Here is a 16,995-nt window from a genome sequence, read left to right on the forward strand (position 1 = left end):
GGGGCAGCTGCCAGGGCAGCCAAGGGATGGGAGGAGTTTCTAAGGTACTGATTTTGGGTAGTTGCAGGTTACAAGCTCCGCCCTACTCACACAAATCAAATCTGCCGCTTCAGCCGCACGGTGGTAGTAAATAGCTCGCCATCAGCGCGGCGCACCACGAATAGCAACTGCCGCCCATCCTCGGAGTGCAGCATGCGGCTGAACTGGTTGAGGGTAAAGAACTCGGCCGGAATCAGGTTGATGGACAAAAACTCATCGCCCGGCTTCAGGCCCGCGCGGGCAGCCGGGCTGTCGGGCTCAATACGCGTGATTTTGAACTGCCGGTACGCGGGCCCGGTGGCCAGGAGCTCCACGCCGCTCATGTCGTGCTCAAACGGCTCCCGATACGCATTGTTGGGCCGCAGCATAAGCCGGTTATGCGTGTAATCAATAATTACCTTGAACCGCTTGAGTAGCTCAAAGCCTAGGTTACCGTTGCGTGGCGTTTCGGCCCGGTGCGCAACGTCGGCGGCATCCGGGAAGGAGGTAATCAGTGACGGCATCCGGTAGCGCCCCAGTTGCAGCGCCGCTACCCGGCCCAGATACCCGTTGATATTGCCGCTCAGCCCCCGGCCCAGTGGCGTGCGCAACCGATTGGCTGGCAGACGCAACCGCGCATCAGAGGTGGTTTCGATAGACAGGGCATGGCCGGCTCCGGTATCCAACACCAGCTTCAGGGGCATGGAGAGCGAATCGTTGAGCTGCACCGGCACGGTCAGATAGGCTTTGCGGCCTTCCATATCCAGCGGCACCCGCGCCCAGCGCCGCCCACGCGGAGCCTCAAACCGTGCCGGGTCGCGCAGAACAACCATCTGCCGCTCGGGGTCAACCTCTACTACAAAGCTGCGGAACACATCGGAACCCAACAAGCCGTGAATGGGCATACCCACGTAGCCGGACAGGTTCAACACATCTTCGGAGAGGGTCAGAAAGGACAATGAGGGCGCTTCTACTTCATCAACCAGCCGCACGGCTACACCCGACGTCTGAAAAGCCTCCAACGGTCGTTCTTCACCGGCACCGGCTACCAAAAACCGCTGCTGCAGCGAAATATTCAACTTTTGCGCTACGGCGGGGTCCGTGATAAGCGAAGTACCTATGCCGGTATCCAACAGGAAGTTGTAAGGCCCCTGGTTGTTAAGCCACGTTTCAATCACAATCAGGTTACGCTGCAGCACAAACGGAATCCGCGCCTGCCGAGTGTGCGTGTGCTTAAAGTGAAAAGCCGCCGGCTGCGCCCCCGTGCAACCCGGATTTGCCAGCCACAGGCACAGCACGAGCCCCGCCACCCGGCCCCAGCCCGTAGTCAGCAATAGGGTACAGATTCGGAACACCATAACCTGAATGTGAGAGTTCAGGTAAGTTACTGAAAAAACCCAACTATTGCACAAGGCACCAATGCCGCTTCACTGTTGAGCTTACAGAGGCTTGTGCCGCTTATGCCAAGCAAGCGGCGCAGGCTGCTAACTTCTCAACACTGTTGTTACAGCGCACTTAGTGGCTCTGCTGCAAAACTCAGCGGCTATATTGAGCAGCACAGCCTTCTCTTTTTTAAGCTCCCTCGTCACGCGCTAGCTTCCTGAATAGTACAATAGCTCTTCATGCCTATTCTAAGTTGCTTTTCCATTATTCAGTAGGCTCCCAGCTTCCGGAAGCATCGTAAAACAGCAGCCCGTGGTCAATGCGCAAGGGCGAGGCCACGTTGTTGTGGTATAGCTGCCCGGTGCCCAACCCTTGCGGAAAATCGGGCGTGGCTGTAGCCGCCGCCAACTGGCTGATGGCGTTAAGCCCCACGTTCGACTCCAGGGCGGAAGTTAGCCACCACCCGATACCGGCCGTTTCGGCCAGCTGCATCCAGTGCTGGCTGGCCTGCAGCCCACCCAGCAGCGTGGGCTTCAAGATGATGTAAGCGGGCTTGGTGCACTCTAACAACTCCCGCTGCTGTTCGGGCGCGGTTAGGCCAATCAACTCCTCATCCAGCGCTACCGGTACCGGTGACTGGCGGCATACTTCCGCCAGCGCAGCCCACTGACCGGCTTTGATAGGCTGCTCGATGGAGTGAAGGTGAAACCGCGCCAGCTGTTCCAGTTTCGGCAGGGCCTCGGCCGGGGCAAAGGCACCGTTGGCATCCACCCGCAGCGTGAGAACTTCGGGACCCGCTATGGCTCGTATTTCGGCCAAAATAGCGAGTTCGGTGGCGAAATCCAGGCCCCCAATTTTCAGCTTCAGGCAGGAATAGCCGTCCGTCAGCTTTTTTTCGATTTGCTGCCGCATAAAGGCCGCGTCGCCCATCCAAACTAGGCCGTTGATGGGAATACCGGCTTCGCCGCGGCTAAAGGGGGTGTCAAACAACTGCCGCCGCCCGCCCTGCTGCCAATCGAGCAGTGCCGTTTCGAGGGCAAAGCGCAGGGCGGGCCACTCAGGCCCAATTAGGTCCAGCGCTTCGGTGGGGTGCAGCTCTTCCAGCTGGCGGCGGTTGAACTCGCGCACAAAACCATTCAGAGTAGCTTCAAAATCGGGCCGGTGGTCGGGGCTGAGCCCGGCAAGGGGTGCCGCCTCCCCTACGCCTACCCGCTGGGGCTGCTGGCTATCCGTGAGGTGCAGATAGTGGGCGGTATGCTCGTTGAGAGCACCCCGAGAGGTGCGAGCCGGAAAATTGAAGCGCAAATCGCGCCGGGTGGTGCGCAGTTGGAGCATGAACAGGGCAGAAACAGTGAGTGAGGAGCAATATACGGGCCGCCCGGAAACGCAACCGTCCCCGGCTGGTAACAACCAACCGGGGACGGCATCGTACAGGCGACAAAGGCGGCAGCACCGCCTTCGTCGTCATCCTCAGAATAGGCGTTACTCTGCGGCGTTGCCCTGTGTGCCGCGGCCACGACTAGCCTGGCCCCCCTTTCGGCCGGCTGCGCGGGCTTCTTCTGAGGTAAAGCGGTGGCCACGGCCGCTCAGGTGCGAGGCGCGGCCGCCTTCACTGGCAATGCGGCGCTGCGTGGCGGCGTCCATGGCGGCAAAACCACGAGGACGCTTTGCTACGGGAGTTTCGGGAGTGGTGCGGTTGGCTTGCTTGGTGTTCATAATCGGTACCTGGTGAATGGAAAGGAAGGAAAATACCGTCGAAAGGTCGTTGTGATACGCTCTAAAGTTGCCTTTTGTCTTGGTTTTATCGGCTTAATACTAGCTTTTACCGAGCAAAATACCGCTTTGTACTGATGAGCTCCTCCGTATTACTACGGACGAGTACGTACCTCCACATTAACCACTGCCGATACTGGGCTTAGCGGCGAAAACTACTGCCCTACTTTGCCGTTATGCTGTTATACTTGTCCGTCTCGTCCGTTATCCGCTCATGTCCTCTACCCTATCGGCACCCACTCAGGCTCCACTTGCCGCTACGCTACCCGCCGATGCGGTAGCCCGCTACGCCACTATTCGCCAGCAAACGGAAAGCCTGTGCCGGCCCCTGCTACCCGAAGACACGGTGGTACAGCCCACCCTGGACGTGAGCCCCCCCAAGTGGCATCTGGCGCATACCACCTGGTTCTGGGAAACCTTCCTGCTGCGGCCCTACCTGCCCGATTACGCCATTTATCACCCCGACTACGCGTTTCTGTTCAACTCCTACTACAACTCCCTGGGCTCCCGCGTGAACCGAGCCGACCGGGGCACCCTCTCCCGTCCAGCCCTGCACGAGGTGTACCAGTACCGCGCTTACGTAGACGAGCACATGCAGCGGCTGCTGGCCTCACCGGACCTCTTACCGGCCGCTGCCCAGGAGGTATTTGAGCTGGGTTTGCAGCACGAGCAGCAGCACCAGGAACTGCTGGTAACCGACATCAAGTACATTTTGAGCACCAGCCCCCTGGCCCCGGCCTATCAGCCCGCCCGCGAGGCGGCCCAGAGTGGCGAGGTTCCTCCGGCCAACTGGCTGCCGGTGCCGGGCGGGGTGTACCACATTGGGTTTGAAGAAGAAGGGTTTTGCTTTGACAATGAGTTGGCTCCGCACGATACCTATGTGGCCGACTTTGAGCTGCAGAACCGATTGGTGACTAATGCTGAATACCAGAAATTTATTGAGGCGGGCGGCTACCGGGACTTCCGGTATTGGCTGGGCGAGGGGTGGGATTTGGTGCAGCAACACGGTTGGGAAGCACCCTTGTACTGGGTGCTGCACAATGGCCAGTGGCACCGCTTCACGCACAGTGGCCTGCAGCCGGTGCAACCCAACGCCCCGGTTACGCACATCAGCTTTTACGAGGCCGATGCCTATGCTCACTGGCGGGGCCACCGCTTGCCCACCGAGCAGGAGTGGGAAATTGCGGCCCGCCAGTTTCAGCCCTGCACGGCCGCGGGTACTTTCCTGGAAAGCCAGCGGTACGACCCGCAACCTCTGCCGCCCGACGCCGACCCCACGCAATGCCACCAGTTGCTGGGTGACGCGTGGGAGTGGACGTATTCAGCCTACCACCCCTACCCCGGCTACCAACGGGCGGCCGGCGCCCTGGGCGAGTACAACGGCAAATTCATGATCAACCAGTTGGTGCTGCGGGGTGGGTCCTGCGCTACCCCCGAGAGCCATATCCGCATCACGTACCGCAACTTCTTCCAGGCCGATAAACGCTGGCAGTTTACGGGCATCCGCCTGGCCCGCTAAGGGCTAGTGCTGACCCTATGTTGACCTTCTCCCCTGAATTATTTCTCATGCCTCCTTCCCGCACAGCCGCTTCATCGGCCCTTGGCAACTCTCTATCAGCAGACACCCAGCATCCAGCTTCTGATTCTCCCTTAGCCCAGCACGTGCGGGCAGGGCTAAGCAAGCCGTTCAAAACCTTGTCGTCTATGTATTTTTACGATGATGAGGGCAGTCGGCTGTTTCAGCAGATTATGGCGCTGCCGGAATATTATCCTACCCGTACCGAGTTTGCGCTGCTGACCCGCCACCAGGCTGCTATTGGTCAGGCCCTGCGCCCTCAGAACCCCGCTGAGCATTTTTTCCTGCTGGAGTTAGGCGCCGGTGATGGACTGAAAACTAAGATTCTGCTGCGGCAGCTGCTGGATACGGAGGCCCGGTTTACCTATGTGCCGGTAGATATTTCGGAAGCCGCCCTGGACGGGCTGACGGCCAGCCTCCGGACCGAGTTGCCCAACCTGCGCGTGGAGCCCGTAGTAGCCGATTACGCCGATGCCTTGCGCCTCATGGCGGCCCGCCCCGGGCGCAAAGCCGTGCTGTTTCTGGGCTCCAACATCGGTAACTTTTTGCCCGACGACCGACTCCGGTTTCTGCAAAACCTGGCCCGGCCGCTCACCCCCGACGACCGGCTACTGGTGGGGTTTGACTTGCAGAAAGACCCGCGCCAAATTCGGGCGGCGTACGACGACAGCCAGGGCGTAACGGCGGCGTTCAACTTCAACCTGCTGCACCGCCTCAACCGGGAGCTGGGTGCTGATTTCGACCTGGGTTTCTGGCAACACTACACCGACTACGACCCCTTGAGCGGGGCCGTGCGCTCGTTTTTGGTGAGCACCCGCCCGCAAACCGTGCATTTTGCGGCGCTTGGCTGGCAGGTTGAGTTTGCGGCCTGGGAGATGATCCACACCGAAAACTCCTACAAGTTTACTGCTACCGGCATTGCCGCAATAGCTGCGCAAGCCGGTTTAGCAGTGCAGGGGCTGTTCACCGATGAACAGAATTACTTTGCCGATGTGCTGCTGCATACGGCCTAGGTAGGGTTCGGTATTCAGTACGCTTCTCCCACTTTCCCCGGCCGGCTGCGTTTTCGTGTACGCAGTTGGCATAGTATTTCCCATGGCTGACGTTCTCAACCTGGCATCCGGCTACGGCACCTTCCTGACGCCGGCCGTAGCGGCCGAAGCCGCCATTCGTAGTATTGAAGCCGGCCAGCTGCCGGTGGTACCAGCCGCGGGCTTACCGGCATTGCAAGAGGCCATTGCCCGCCGGTACCAACAGCTGGAAGGTACCCAAGTGGAGCCGCAGCAGGTGGTAGTTACGCCGGGGGCTAAAGCAGCTTTGTCGGCGTTACTTACCGTTCTGCTGCGCCCGGGTGATGAGGTATTGCTGCCTACGCCCAACTGGTTTGGGTTTGGGGAATTGATAACCCGGGCAGGCGGCATAGTACGGACGCTGCCCCTCAGCCCCGATGATAATTATGCGCTGCACCCCGAGCAGTTGCGGGCCGCTATTACCACGCGCACCCGGGTTTTGCTGTTTTCGAACCCCAACAACCCTACGGGCCGGGTGTACCACCGCGAGGAACTGGCGGCCATGCTGGCCGTCACGCAGGATTTCCCGGAACTGTACGTGCTCAGCGACGAGATATACGACCTGCTGAGTTTCGCCGCCAAGCCCACTCCCTCCCTGCTGGAATTTCCGGATTCGCACGGCCGCCATTTAGTTGTGAACGGATTCAGCAAGTCGCTGGCTCTTATTGGGTGGGGAATCGGCTACCTGATAGCACCGGCGGAAATTGCCCAGCAGTCCGCGGCGTATCAGCACGCTACCGGCGGCTCGGTGGCGGTACCAGCTCAGCACGCTGCGCAAGCCGTTATGCAGGCAGCTTTCAGCATTGCCAGCGGCCTGGTAAGCCAGCTTCACCGCAACCGCCGTTTGATGCTCGCCCACTTGGCCAGTTTGCCCAACGTGCCTCTTACCACACCCGAAGCCACATACTACGCCTTTCCCGATTTGCGGGCGTATCTGCCGCCGGCCGCCAGTTCAGCGGAAGCATCCCGGCTGCTGGTGGCCCAGCTGCGGGAGTCGGGTGTAGAGGTAGTGGACGGCAGCACCTGCGGAGCGCCGGGCTTTGTGCGGATTTCGTACGCCGTGCCCGAGCCGGTGCTGCAGGAAGCGCTCAACCGGCTTTCCGGGGCGTTGCGCCTGCTAGAGCCTGTTTCTTAGCCCGCTGGACCAGCTGGCTTTTTCAGAGTACCAGCGCTTTTCCGGCGGATTGCAGGGCGTTACCCGGCGCCGGGCGTCGTACCTTTGCGGCAGATTCACTGTTGCCGTATGTCCCGCTCCCATTCCTTCCGTTCCCATCTGCTGCCCACCCTCGACCTGGCCTACCCCGTAATGCTCAGCCAGCTGGGCCACGTGCTGGTGAACGTGTGCGACAGCATGGTGGTGGGCCAGACGGGCAAGATTCCGCTGGCCGCCGTGTCATTGAGCGTGAATGTGAGTACGGTGGTGATGATGCTGGGTCTGGGTACTACCATGGGCATCACGCCACTGGTAGCTGCCGCCGATGGCCGCCGCGACGTGCCGGGCCTGGGCCGCCTGCTGGTAAACGGCGTGTGGCTGAGCATGAGTGCGGGCGTGCTCCTGGCCTGCCTGGGGCTATTGGTGCCGCTGCTGCTGCCCTACCTGGGCCAGCCGGCCGCGGTAGTGGCTCTGGCTACGCCCTGGGTGCGGGTACTGTTCCTGTCGTTTTTGCCCCTAATGGTGTTTCAGGGATTCAAGCAATTCGCCGAAGGCCTTGGCCTTACCCGGCAGGCCATGCTGCTGTCGGTGCAAGCCAACGTGCTCAATGCGGTGCTCTGCTATGGGCTGGTATTCGGAAAGCTGGGCCTGCCCGAAATGGGCATGATGGGCGCGGCCTGGGCTACCCTGATTGCCCGCGTGCTGATGGCCATACTCATGGCGGCCTACGTGCTGCTGGCCGTGCGCCTACGTCCCTACCGCCAAGCCGCTGCTCAACAGCTCCTGCCCGATGCCGCCGGTTTGCGCCGCTTGGTAGGCCTGGGTGCTCCCATTGGCGTGCAGATGACGTTTGAGATGGGCGCGTTCAGCTTTGCGGGCCTGATGATGGGCTGGCTGGGCATTACGCAGCAGGCCGCCCACCAGATTGCCATCAATGTCGCGTCCGTTACCTACATGGCGGCCAGCGGTATTGCGGCGGCGGCCACCGTGCGGGTGGGCAAATACTTTGGCATGCACGATGGCCTTGGAGCCCGGCAGGCCGGCCTGATGGCCTATCTGCTCACCTTCCTGTTCATGACGCTGATGGGCTTGGTTCTTATCCTGGCCCGCCATCATATTCCGCAGTACTACAACCACGACCCTGCCGTGCTCAGCCAGGCGGCCACGCTTTTGCTTATTGCCGCCGCTTTTCAGATTTCGGATGGACTGCAGGTAGTGGGGCTGGGCGTGCTGCGCGGGCTGGAAGATGTGAAGGTTCCCTCGGTGGTGGCGTTGCTGGCTTATTGGGCCGTTGCGCTGCCGCTGGGCTATGTGCTGGGGTTCCGGTTGGGCTGGGGCGCGCCTGGCATCTGGGCCGGGTTGCTGCTGGGCCTCACCTTGGTGGCCGGGGTGCTGCTGGTACGCTTCCGTAGCCGCCCGGTGCTGCTGCAAACTCCAATGAACGAACCGGCCCTTACTGTGCGTTAAGCTGCCACCAGTGCCCCTGAGTGTTGGTTGCTGGCCCTATTCTTCGCTTACTCTACCGAGCTACATGCTGTTCTCGTTTGCTCCGCTCTGGCTGCTTAGCCTGGTTCCCACCGTTTCTCCGCAACCTGCCGCGCAGGTACCCGCCAAGCCGCCCGTGCTGGCCTGGAGCGCCAACCGTCCGCTTGCCTGGGACGACTTTAAAGGCCGCTCCACTACCGACCGGCTGGAGGCGCTGACATCTTCCACCATCGACGCCAAAGTAGGGTGCGTGGACTACCAGTTCTCGGCGCAGGTGAAGGCCGTATTCACGCCGTCCGAGTCGTGGGTGCGCAACGCGTCCCGGGCCACCCCGGCCCTGCTCCGCCACGAGCAGCTGCACTTCGATTTGACGGAGATACATGCCCGCTTGCTGCGCCAGAAGTTGAGCCAAGTAAAGCTGGATTGTGAGCATCTGCAGCCGGCCTTCAACAACATCACCAAAATGGCTTTCCTGACGTGGCAGCGCGAAGAAGCTCGCTACGACCAGGAAACCAACCACGGCCTCAATGCCACCCGCCAGCAAGCCTGGGACCAGCAGATTCAGCAGCGGCTGGTGCAGTTGGAGGCCTTTGCGGTGAAGTAGAAACCGGGCACGAAAAACAACGTCATTCCGAGCAAAGCCGGGCAACATTGCGTGGCTTTGCTCGGAATGACGTTGTTTTACCTCCTCTTACTTCCTACTCTCACCGCTACACTATGCTTACCTGGGCCGAATTCGAACAAGTTGATATCCGTGCTGGCACCATCCTGGAAGCACGGGAGTTTCCGGAAGCCCGGCGGCCGGCGTATCAGCTCCTGATTGACCTAGGGCCGGAAATCGGCCAGAAGAAATCCAGCGCCCAGATTACCCACCACTACACGCCCGCCGAGTTGGTGGGCCGGCAAGTGCTGTGCGTGGTCAACTTTCCGCCCAAACAAATCGGGCCGTTCCGCTCCGAAGTGCTGGTAACGGGCCTCGCCGACGCGGAGGGTCACATTGTACTCACCGCCATAGCTGGCCCCGTACCCAACGGCAGCCGGCTGATATAGCGCCGTTCTTTTTGCCTTACGGATGCGGGGGCGGGCTACCGGGCGTGGTGAGCTTGGCTTCGCGCAGGGCCAAGCTATCTACCACGGCGGAGTAGATGGCGTCGAGGTCTTTGTCGTGCACGGCGTAGTAGCGGTAGCTCTGCACGAAGGTTGAGTCGTCGATTTCGTAGCGCCAGTACACGGCCTTCTGCGCCTGCCGGAACAGGGCCCGGGCCGAATCCTGGGGTAGCGCAGCAGCTTCCGTGCGGGCTTCCAGCAGGTGCATATCAATCAGCACGCTTACCATCTTATCCCGCGGGATTAGCTTGTCGGGCACGGGTACATCTTCGGGTTTCTGACATGCCGTAACCAACAGAGCCAGCGCACATAAGCCGCTTACCAAGCGCAGAGAATATCGTTTCACGGTAGCAAAGTTAGGAGGAAGCCGTAGTTTAGAGGAGATGAAACCCGCCGATTCACCATTCCAGCTCCTTGTACGCAAGCTTCGCCAGATGGAAATCCGCATCCTGAAAACCGTGGATGCGCAACTGCAGGGCGACTTTCACTCGGTGTTCAAAGGCACCGGCCTGGAGTTCGATGACGTGCGCCTGTACCAGTACGGCGACGAGGTGCGGGCCATTGACTGGGCCGTTTCGAGCAAGGGACACGGCACCTTTGTGAAGACCTACAAGGAAGAGCGGGAGCAGCAGGTGGTGCTGTTGCTGGATGTAAGTGCCTCACAGCAAGTGGGGGCCGAAGGCCGGCGCAAGCTGGATGTGGGCCGCGAAATTTGTGGGGTGCTGGCCCTGGCCGCGGCCCGGCAGGATGCCCAGCTCGGCATTCTGGCCTTTTCTGACCAAAAGGAACTGTACCTGGCTCCGGGCAAAGGCACCCACCACGCGTACAGCCTCATCAAGCGGCTGTTTGCCCTGGAGCCGCGCAGCCGCCAAACGGCCGTGGCAGCCGGCATCAAGCAGGCCCTGGGCCTGCTGAAGCGCCGCACCATTGTCCTGTTGATTTCTGATTTCATTGATACGGATTACGAGCGGGAGCTAACCATGCTGGCCCGCAAGCACGATTTAGTGGTGTTGCAGCTGCTGGATAAGCGGGAGCGGGAATTTCCGCCCCTGGGCATTATCCCGCTCCACGACCAAGAATCGGGCCGCACAGTGTGGGTGAATACCTCTTCGGCCGCCTTCCGGGACCGGTACCGGGCCACCTACGAGCAAAACCGGGAGCAGATTGGCCAGATCTGCCGCCGCCACCGCACCGAATACCTCTCTATTGCCACCGATACCGACTTTGTTCCCCAACTGGTGGGCCTGTTTCGGCGACGTAACCAGCGCGGCGGCCGTGGCTAACCTTCGCACGAGAACAAGCCTACTGCTGTGGTTACTGGCGGGGGTGTTGCCCGGCTTGACCCTGGCCCAAGCTCCCGACAGCCTGCCGCAAGGCCGGTTTCAGCGGCCGGGCGTGCGCGTGGGTGAGGTGCTGGAGTATGAGCTGACGTACCGTCACGCGCCCAGTCTGGCCGTTATTTTTCCGGATTCGGCCGCCGACTTTGCGCCGTTCGAGTACGTGGGCCGCCGCTACTATCCTACCCGTACCCGGCAGGGCCGCAGCCTCGACCGGGCCATTTACCGCTTGCGCACCTTCAGCCTCGATTCGGTGCAGACGCTGACGCTGCGCGTCACCCTGTTGCGCGGCCGCGACACCGTGCTGCTCCCGGCCCAACCGGCGCAAGTACGCCTGCTGCGTACCGTGCCGCCGGCTGCCGCGGTGGCCCGCCCGCCGGTACTACGCCAAAACCTGCAGTTGCAGCCCATAGAGCCGCAGTTCAACTATCCCTACTGGCTGGCGGGCCTGGTAGGTATGCTACTGCTAGCGGGCGGGTTGGTGCTGGGCTTCCGGCGAAGCTTACGGCGGCGCTACCGTCGCTACCGGCTGCGCAAAAACCACGCGTATTTCCTCGCGCAATACGCCCGCCATGTGGAGCGCTTCACCTTATCCCGCTCCCTCACCAACATGGAGCGGGCCATCACACTCTGGAAAAATTACCTCTCCACGCTGGAAGACAACAACATCAGCAGCCTGACTACTCGCGAAATAGTGGCCCATTACCAGAACGACGCCGATGTGGGCCTGGCCCTGCGGCTGGCCGACCGGGTGATTTATGGCAACCAGGAGGCCGAGGATGACTCGGAAACCGACCTGGCGTTTGTGCTGCTCCGCACGTTTGCCGAGCGGCAATTTCAGAGGGTATACGCTGCAAGCTAACGGCGCAACCGGTTGAGTAGCGCGCAGCTCCGCTTTGCGCACGAGCCGCAGGCGAGTAGCCCGATATTACACCATTCGCGTAGAAACTCGCTCCGCTCGTGCGCGAAGCAGAGTTGCGCGCTACTTGTCGTACCGGCTACTCACGTTGTTCGCATAAAGCGGAGCAGCGCGCTACAACCCGGGTTTCCTACGTACTTTTGACCGTCTTCCTTCCCCCTGTTGCATGGTGTGGCCTCCTGCCCTGACTTCCTTCTTGGATAGTGTGCGCTACAGCACCCTGGCCAGCTACAGTTGGGAGCAGCCGCGCCTGTTGCTGCTGGTGCCACTGGTACCACTGCTGTTTGTGCTGCGCTGGGTGCTGGCCCGACGCCGCCGCTCCCAGCTGGGTGTGGCCTTCGTGGCCGGGCAGCTCCCCCGCGACTGGAGCACCGTGCTGCGCTTCGTGCCCGATGTGCTGCTGGCCCTGAGTTTGAGCTTTGGCATTGTGGCCCTGGCCCGCCCCCAGCGCACCGATGAGCGGGTGGTGCAGACCGGTGAGGGTATTGATATTCTGCTGGTATTGGACGTTTCAAGCTCCATGGAGCTGCAGGACCTGCGCCCCAACCGCCTCGAAGCAGCCAAGCGCGTGGCCCGGCAGTTTGTGGATGGCCGCCAGGGCGACCGGATTGGCTTGGTGGTATTCGCTGGCGACGCTTACTCGCTGGCCCCGCTGACCACCGACTACGACCTGCTGCGCGACGACCTGCAAAGCCTGCGCCTGGGCATGATTCCGAACGACGGCACGGCCATTGGCACGGCGCTGGGCGTGGCTACCAACCGCCTCCGCGACTCCCGTTCCCGCACCAAAGTGTGCATCCTGATTTCGGACGGAGAAAACACGGCGGGCTCCCTCGACCCACTCACCTCGGCCCAGCTAGCCCACGCCTACGGGCTGAAAATCTACACTATTGGGTTAGGCCAAGATGGAACCGTGCCCTACGGCACCGACGAACGGGGCCGCCCGCGCTACGTGGAAACCCGCCTCGACGAAACCACCATGCGCCAGATTGCCCAGGCCGGCGAAGGCCGCTTTTTCCGGGCTACCGACAACGCCGGCCTGCGCGAGATTTTCAGCCAGATTAACCGCTACGAGAAGTCCGAAATCAAGCAGACGCGCTACCGCAACACCCAAGACTATTACCGTGTGTATTTGTTCTGGTGCCTGGCACTGTGGCTTGTGTGGCTGGCCCTCAAGAACACCTTCCTCACCAATGCGCTGGAAGATTAACTCCGTTTCCAATGTCAATTGTCGATAACCTGCACCGAATTCAGGACCAACTCAAGGGCACCAATGCCCGGCTGGTAGTAGTCACCAAAACGCACCCCGTGGAGCGCCTGCGCGAGGCTTACAATGCCGGGGCCCGCATTTTTGGCGAAAACCGGGTGCAGGAAATGACAGCCAAGCACCCCGAGCTACCAGCCGACGTGGAGTGGCACCTTATTGGACATTTGCAAACTAACAAGGTCAAATACATTGCCCCCTTCGTGCACACCATCCAGAGCATCGACAGTCTGAAGCTGCTGCTGGAAATTGAGCGGCAGGCCGCCAAGCACAACCGGGTTATTGAAGGTCTGCTCCAATTCCACATTGCCGACGAGGAAACCAAAACCGGCCTCACCTTACCCGAAGCCGAAGAAATTCTACGCTCCAACGAGTACCGCACTATGCAGCACGTGCGCCTCACCGGTGTGATGGGCGTGGCCACCTTCACCGACAACGAAGACCAGCTCCGCTGGGAGTTCCGCACCCTGCGCGGCTACTTCGACAAGCTCAAGGCCCTGTATTTCGCCGATGACGAAGCATTCCGGGAGGTTTCCATGGGCATGAGTTCCGACTTTCCGCTGGCCCTGCGTGAGGGCAGCACCCTGGTGCGGGTGGGCAGCGCTATTTTCGGGGCCCGGTAACTCGTTTTCCGGAATTCGTTTTTGGTTGTTCGTTTTCAGATGTGGCAGAAATAGTATACCTCCACCTCTTCAGGAACAAGCAACGGCACTCCCTAACAAATGATGACAAACGAGTATCTACAAACGAACAACGATTAACGAATTACGAACCATGACCGCACGACTTATTATTCAACTGGCGGCGCTGCTGGGCGCGCTTAGCGTAGGCATTGGCGCCTTTGCTGCCCACGGACTGCGCAAAACTCTGGAGGCAGCCGGGCGCTTCGAAACCTTTGAAACGGCCGTGCGCTACCAGTTTTTCCATACCCTGGCCCTGCTGGCCGTGGGGGTGCTGTGGTACCTGAAACCGGAGTTGCGCAGCCTGGGCACGGTGGCCTGGCTGTGGCTAGGCGGTATCCTCATTTTCAGCGGCTCCCTGTACGTACTCTGCCTCACGGGCATCACCAAGCTGGGTGCCGTTACGCCCATCGGCGGGGTGCTGTTTATTGCCGGCTGGATTGTGTTGCTACTGGCGGCCCGGCAGTTGTAGTCTGCGACCCGTATTCAGAATAAAAAAGGCTTGCCAGTACTGGCAAGCCTTTTTTGCAATTATTGAGAAGCCCTGTTTACGAAGCTTTCTTCTTGGCCTTGATTTTGTTGTCGCCGGCTTTCACCTTCTGCTTGGCGTCCTTCACATCCGCGGGAGCCGAAACATCGGTAGTAGCGGGAGCGGCCGATACGGTGGCACCGGCCTCGGCTACGTTACCCACCAGCGAAACCATGGCATTGCCGGCCGCTGAATTCGACTCCACGGTCAGCACTTTGTTTTGCATACCGAATTTGCCGGCCGAGTTGAACTTGGCGGTAACGGTACCAGACTTGCCGGGCATTACCGGCTCATTGGTCCAATTAGGCGTAGTGCAGCCGCAACTCACCTGAATGTTAGAAATGATGAGCGGCTGGGTGCCTACGTTCTTGAATTTGAAGGTGTGCTCCACCACGTCGCCGGTCCGGATGGTGCCGAAGTCGTATTTCATTTCCTCGAACTGGATTTGCGGGCCAGCTACTTTGGTTTGGGCATTAGCCGGTTGAACGGCAGCCGTCTGGGCCTGAGCCGCGAGGCCCATCACCGACAACGACAGAGCCAAGAAGAGTGCTTTTTTCATGAGATGCGTGCGTGAGTGCAGTTGGAAAGTAAGCAAAAGTAGATGTTTCGGCCGCCCAGCCAAGTTGCGTGCCAGTTTTCACCAGTTGAGGTGAAGCCCGCATGAAGTGTAACGAAGAACCCGCCAATTTTGGTTCTGCTACGGGCTGGTTGTCAGGCCAGGTAAGGCGCAGAATACCAGCTAGTCCTCGGGTTGGTCGCCGATGAGGTTTTTGTTGAAATTGAGCAGAAACAACTTTTCGGAAGAGCGGGTGACGGCCGTGTACAGCCAACGGGCAAACTCCGAGTTTACCATGTCTTCCTTCAGGTAGCCATGGTCCACAAATACGGCCTGCCACTGTCCGCCCTGGGCCTTGTGGCAGGTAAGGGCGTAGGCAAATTTCACCTGCAGCGCGTTCAGGAATGGGTCTTTGCGCAGGGCGGCGGTGCGCTCCTTCTTGGTTTCAAGGTGGGCGTAATCTTCGCTGATGGCGTCGTAGAGGGCCTTGTTGCGGTCGGCGGGCAGGGCCGGGCTTTCGGTGTGCAGCGTATCCAGCAGCAGCTTCACCTCCAGGTCGGGCTCGTCGGGGTAGTCTACCAGCCGCACGCGGGCATCCGCGAAGCGGAAGCCGAACTCCTCGGTGCGCCGGATGATTTTAACCACCTGCACAAAGTCGCCGTTGGCCAGGAAGCCGATGTCGGAGTCGCGCGGGAGCCAGTAGTAGTTGTTGCGTACCACCATCAGATAGTCGCCCGATTCAATTTCATCCTCGGCCTCAAACAGAATGCGGCGGATGTACTGGTTGTACTGGTTGGCGTTCTTGTTAGAACGGCAGATGATGGTGCTGTTTTCGTGGCCGAAGTTCTTGTAGGCCCAGCGCAAACCGTCCTCCAGTTTGTCGCCCTGCATCGAAAAGATATCGGGGTAGCCTTTGGTGAAGAACTGGATGTGGGGCTGCTCCTCACGCAACTCTTCCCGCAGCACGGTGGCGTTCATCAGTATTCCCGACGACTCGGCTTGGCGCATCACCTGGCGCAGCTCTACCGAGGCCACATCGGCCCGGAAGCGGTGGCGCAGCAGCTCGGCATCGAGGGCGGGGCTGAGCAGCTGGCCCACGGGCGGTAGCTGGGCCGTGTCGCCGATGAGCAGCAGGCGGTTGGATGGCTTCTCGAACACGTAGTTCATCAGGTCATCGAGCAGGCCATTTTCCCCGAAAGCCTTTTCATCGGAAATCATGGACGCCTCATCCACAATGAACAGGGTATCCTGGGCGCGGTTGGGCTGGCGCTGAAAGGCTAGGCCCTGAGCCGGACTGCCGCTGGTCTGGCGGTAGATTTTCTTGTGGATGGTGCTGGCGGCCACCCCCGAGTAGGTGCTCATTACCTTGGCGGCCCGGCCAGTGGGGGCCATCAGCACGTATTTGCGCCCCATCTGGTGCAGCCACTGCACCAAGGCGCTGATGACGGTGGTTTTGCCGGTACCCGCGTAGCCGCGCAGCACAAATGCCTTGCGCCCCGGCAGCGCATCGCCCAGAAACTTATCCAGCTGCTGAAACAGCGTGGCTTGGTCCTGGGTGGGCTCGTAGGGAAAATGGTCGCGGACGGAGGGAGTTCTGACAGAAAGCATATGCGGGGTATTCGGCAAGAACAAAGCTAAGCCGGTTTAGGCTCCCAGGAAGTCGGGAGTGTTTTTATTCCGCAGTTGCCGGAACGGCATACGTGTATTTCTGCCACAACCGAAACCCTTGCAGCAGAATCCGCCGCAGCACCTTTAGCTCCTGCCGACGCCATAGAGGCCTCCACTGGTGCGTATGCGGGCCTCGAAACTCCATCTTCCCCTTAGGGTTGAGCTGAATTATACCGTCGTTAAAGTACAGCTTGTCAAACAGCCGGTTTCGGATGGTACCTTTCTTGTTGCCCAAAAATGGCTTGCCAATGCCGCTGCTCAAGTCATCGAACATATTTCATACTGCCAGTGCCTCTTTCGGCGGATTCTTTGCCGGGTGGCTTAGCCAATAAAGGATGGAGTCAAGGTTCTGTAATGATGGCTCTTCCGCCACTAACTGCACACCTAAGGCATCAGCCAACTGCCGCACTACATCCGGCGAAGAATATAGCGGCACACAACCGGCGTCGTCAGCCCACAGTCCATCGGCTTCCGCGG

The 16,995-nt window shown here is 60.2% G+C and carries 18 protein-coding genes; 11 read left to right on the top strand and 7 right to left on the bottom strand.

What is annotated here, in order from left to right:
- Positions 1-95 precede the first annotated feature (95 nt).
- The 3 genes from LF252_RS10320 to LF252_RS10330 form a co-directional block, all read right to left on the bottom strand.
- Positions 96-1,376 (bottom strand): aspartyl protease family protein, encoded by a 1,281-nt coding sequence (locus LF252_RS10320; protein ID WP_226269498.1) that lies wholly within the window; start codon positions 1,374-1,376, stop codon positions 96-98.
- 289 nt (positions 1,377-1,665) lie between these two features.
- The gene (locus LF252_RS10325; protein ID WP_226269499.1) at positions 1,666-2,736 is read right to left on the bottom strand and encodes an o-succinylbenzoate synthase; all 1,071 of its coding nucleotides are present in this window, start codon (positions 2,734-2,736) and stop codon (positions 1,666-1,668) included.
- Between the two features lie 147 nt (positions 2,737-2,883).
- Positions 2,884-3,117, bottom strand: coding sequence for a KGG domain-containing protein (locus LF252_RS10330; RefSeq protein ID WP_226269500.1), 234 nt, complete (start codon positions 3,115-3,117; stop codon positions 2,884-2,886).
- Positions 3,118-3,388: 271 nt separating this feature from the next.
- Between LF252_RS10330 and egtB the strand changes: the two genes are divergently transcribed.
- The 6 genes from egtB to LF252_RS10360 all read left to right on the top strand — a co-directional run bounded on the left by egtB (position 3,389) and on the right by LF252_RS10360 (position 9,508).
- A complete protein-coding gene (egtB, locus tag LF252_RS10335; RefSeq protein ID WP_226269501.1) occupies positions 3,389-4,693 on the top strand; it encodes an ergothioneine biosynthesis protein EgtB in 1,305 nt (434 codons plus the stop codon).
- 47 nt (positions 4,694-4,740) lie between these two features.
- Positions 4,741-5,763 carry an L-histidine N(alpha)-methyltransferase gene (gene egtD, locus LF252_RS10340; RefSeq protein ID WP_226269502.1) on the top strand — a complete coding sequence of 341 codons (1,023 nt, stop codon included), beginning with the start codon at positions 4,741-4,743 and terminating at the stop codon, positions 5,761-5,763.
- Positions 5,764-5,845: 82 nt separating this feature from the next.
- A complete protein-coding gene (locus LF252_RS10345) occupies positions 5,846-6,955 on the top strand; it encodes a pyridoxal phosphate-dependent aminotransferase (RefSeq protein WP_226269503.1) in 1,110 nt (369 codons plus the stop codon).
- Between the two features lie 108 nt (positions 6,956-7,063).
- Entirely contained in the window at positions 7,064-8,440 is a 1,377-nt protein-coding gene (locus LF252_RS10350) for an MATE family efflux transporter (RefSeq protein WP_226269504.1), read from the top strand.
- Between the two features lie 64 nt (positions 8,441-8,504).
- Positions 8,505-9,062 (top strand): DUF922 domain-containing protein, encoded by a 558-nt coding sequence (locus LF252_RS10355; protein ID WP_226269505.1) that lies wholly within the window; start codon positions 8,505-8,507, stop codon positions 9,060-9,062.
- 113 nt (positions 9,063-9,175) lie between these two features.
- The gene (locus LF252_RS10360; protein WP_226269506.1) at positions 9,176-9,508 is read left to right on the top strand and encodes a tRNA-binding protein; all 333 of its coding nucleotides are present in this window, start codon (positions 9,176-9,178) and stop codon (positions 9,506-9,508) included.
- A 16-nt stretch (positions 9,509-9,524) separates the two neighbouring features.
- Here LF252_RS10360 and LF252_RS10365 read toward each other — a convergent pair whose 3' ends face one another.
- Positions 9,525-9,911 carry a DUF4296 domain-containing protein gene (locus tag LF252_RS10365; protein WP_226269507.1) on the bottom strand — a complete coding sequence of 129 codons (387 nt, stop codon included), beginning with the start codon at positions 9,909-9,911 and terminating at the stop codon, positions 9,525-9,527.
- 88 nt (positions 9,912-9,999) lie between these two features.
- On the opposite strand from LF252_RS10365, the gene LF252_RS10370 reads away from it, so the two are divergent.
- The 5 genes from LF252_RS10370 (at position 10,000) to LF252_RS10390 (ending at position 14,237) form a co-directional block, all read left to right on the top strand.
- On the top strand, positions 10,000-10,848 hold the full coding sequence (locus LF252_RS10370; protein WP_226269508.1) for a DUF58 domain-containing protein: 849 nt from the start codon (positions 10,000-10,002) through the stop codon (positions 10,846-10,848).
- A gap of 46 nt (positions 10,849-10,894) precedes the next feature.
- Positions 10,895-11,764 (top strand): hypothetical protein, encoded by an 870-nt coding sequence (locus LF252_RS10375; protein WP_226269509.1) that lies wholly within the window; start codon positions 10,895-10,897, stop codon positions 11,762-11,764.
- Between the two features lie 223 nt (positions 11,765-11,987).
- A complete protein-coding gene (locus LF252_RS10380) occupies positions 11,988-13,031 on the top strand; it encodes a vWA domain-containing protein (protein ID WP_226269510.1) in 1,044 nt (347 codons plus the stop codon).
- An 11-nt stretch (positions 13,032-13,042) separates the two neighbouring features.
- The gene (locus tag LF252_RS10385; RefSeq protein WP_226269511.1) at positions 13,043-13,708 is read left to right on the top strand and encodes a YggS family pyridoxal phosphate-dependent enzyme; all 666 of its coding nucleotides are present in this window, start codon (positions 13,043-13,045) and stop codon (positions 13,706-13,708) included.
- 151 nt (positions 13,709-13,859) lie between these two features.
- Entirely contained in the window at positions 13,860-14,237 is a 378-nt protein-coding gene (locus LF252_RS10390) for a DUF423 domain-containing protein (RefSeq protein WP_226269512.1), read from the top strand.
- Positions 14,238-14,313: 76 nt separating this feature from the next.
- Here LF252_RS10390 and LF252_RS10395 read toward each other — a convergent pair whose 3' ends face one another.
- From LF252_RS10395 to LF252_RS10405, 3 genes are all read right to left on the bottom strand, one after another.
- Positions 14,314-14,853, bottom strand: a complete 540-nt coding sequence (locus tag LF252_RS10395; RefSeq protein ID WP_226269513.1) for a DUF1573 domain-containing protein — start codon at positions 14,851-14,853, stop codon at positions 14,314-14,316.
- Positions 14,854-15,033: 180 nt separating this feature from the next.
- Complete coding sequence (locus LF252_RS10400; protein ID WP_226269514.1) at positions 15,034-16,458, bottom strand: ATP-dependent DNA helicase; 1,425 nt, start codon at positions 16,456-16,458, stop codon at positions 15,034-15,036.
- 64 nt (positions 16,459-16,522) lie between these two features.
- Positions 16,523-16,792: a hypothetical protein gene (locus LF252_RS10405; protein ID WP_226269515.1), complete on the bottom strand. Its 270-nt coding sequence runs from the start codon at positions 16,790-16,792 to the stop codon at positions 16,523-16,525.
- Positions 16,793-16,995 lie beyond the last annotated feature (203 nt).

It is taken from the genome of Hymenobacter pini (genome assembly GCF_020421205.1).
Classification (GTDB): Bacteria; Bacteroidota; Bacteroidia; order Cytophagales; family Hymenobacteraceae; genus Hymenobacter; species Hymenobacter pini.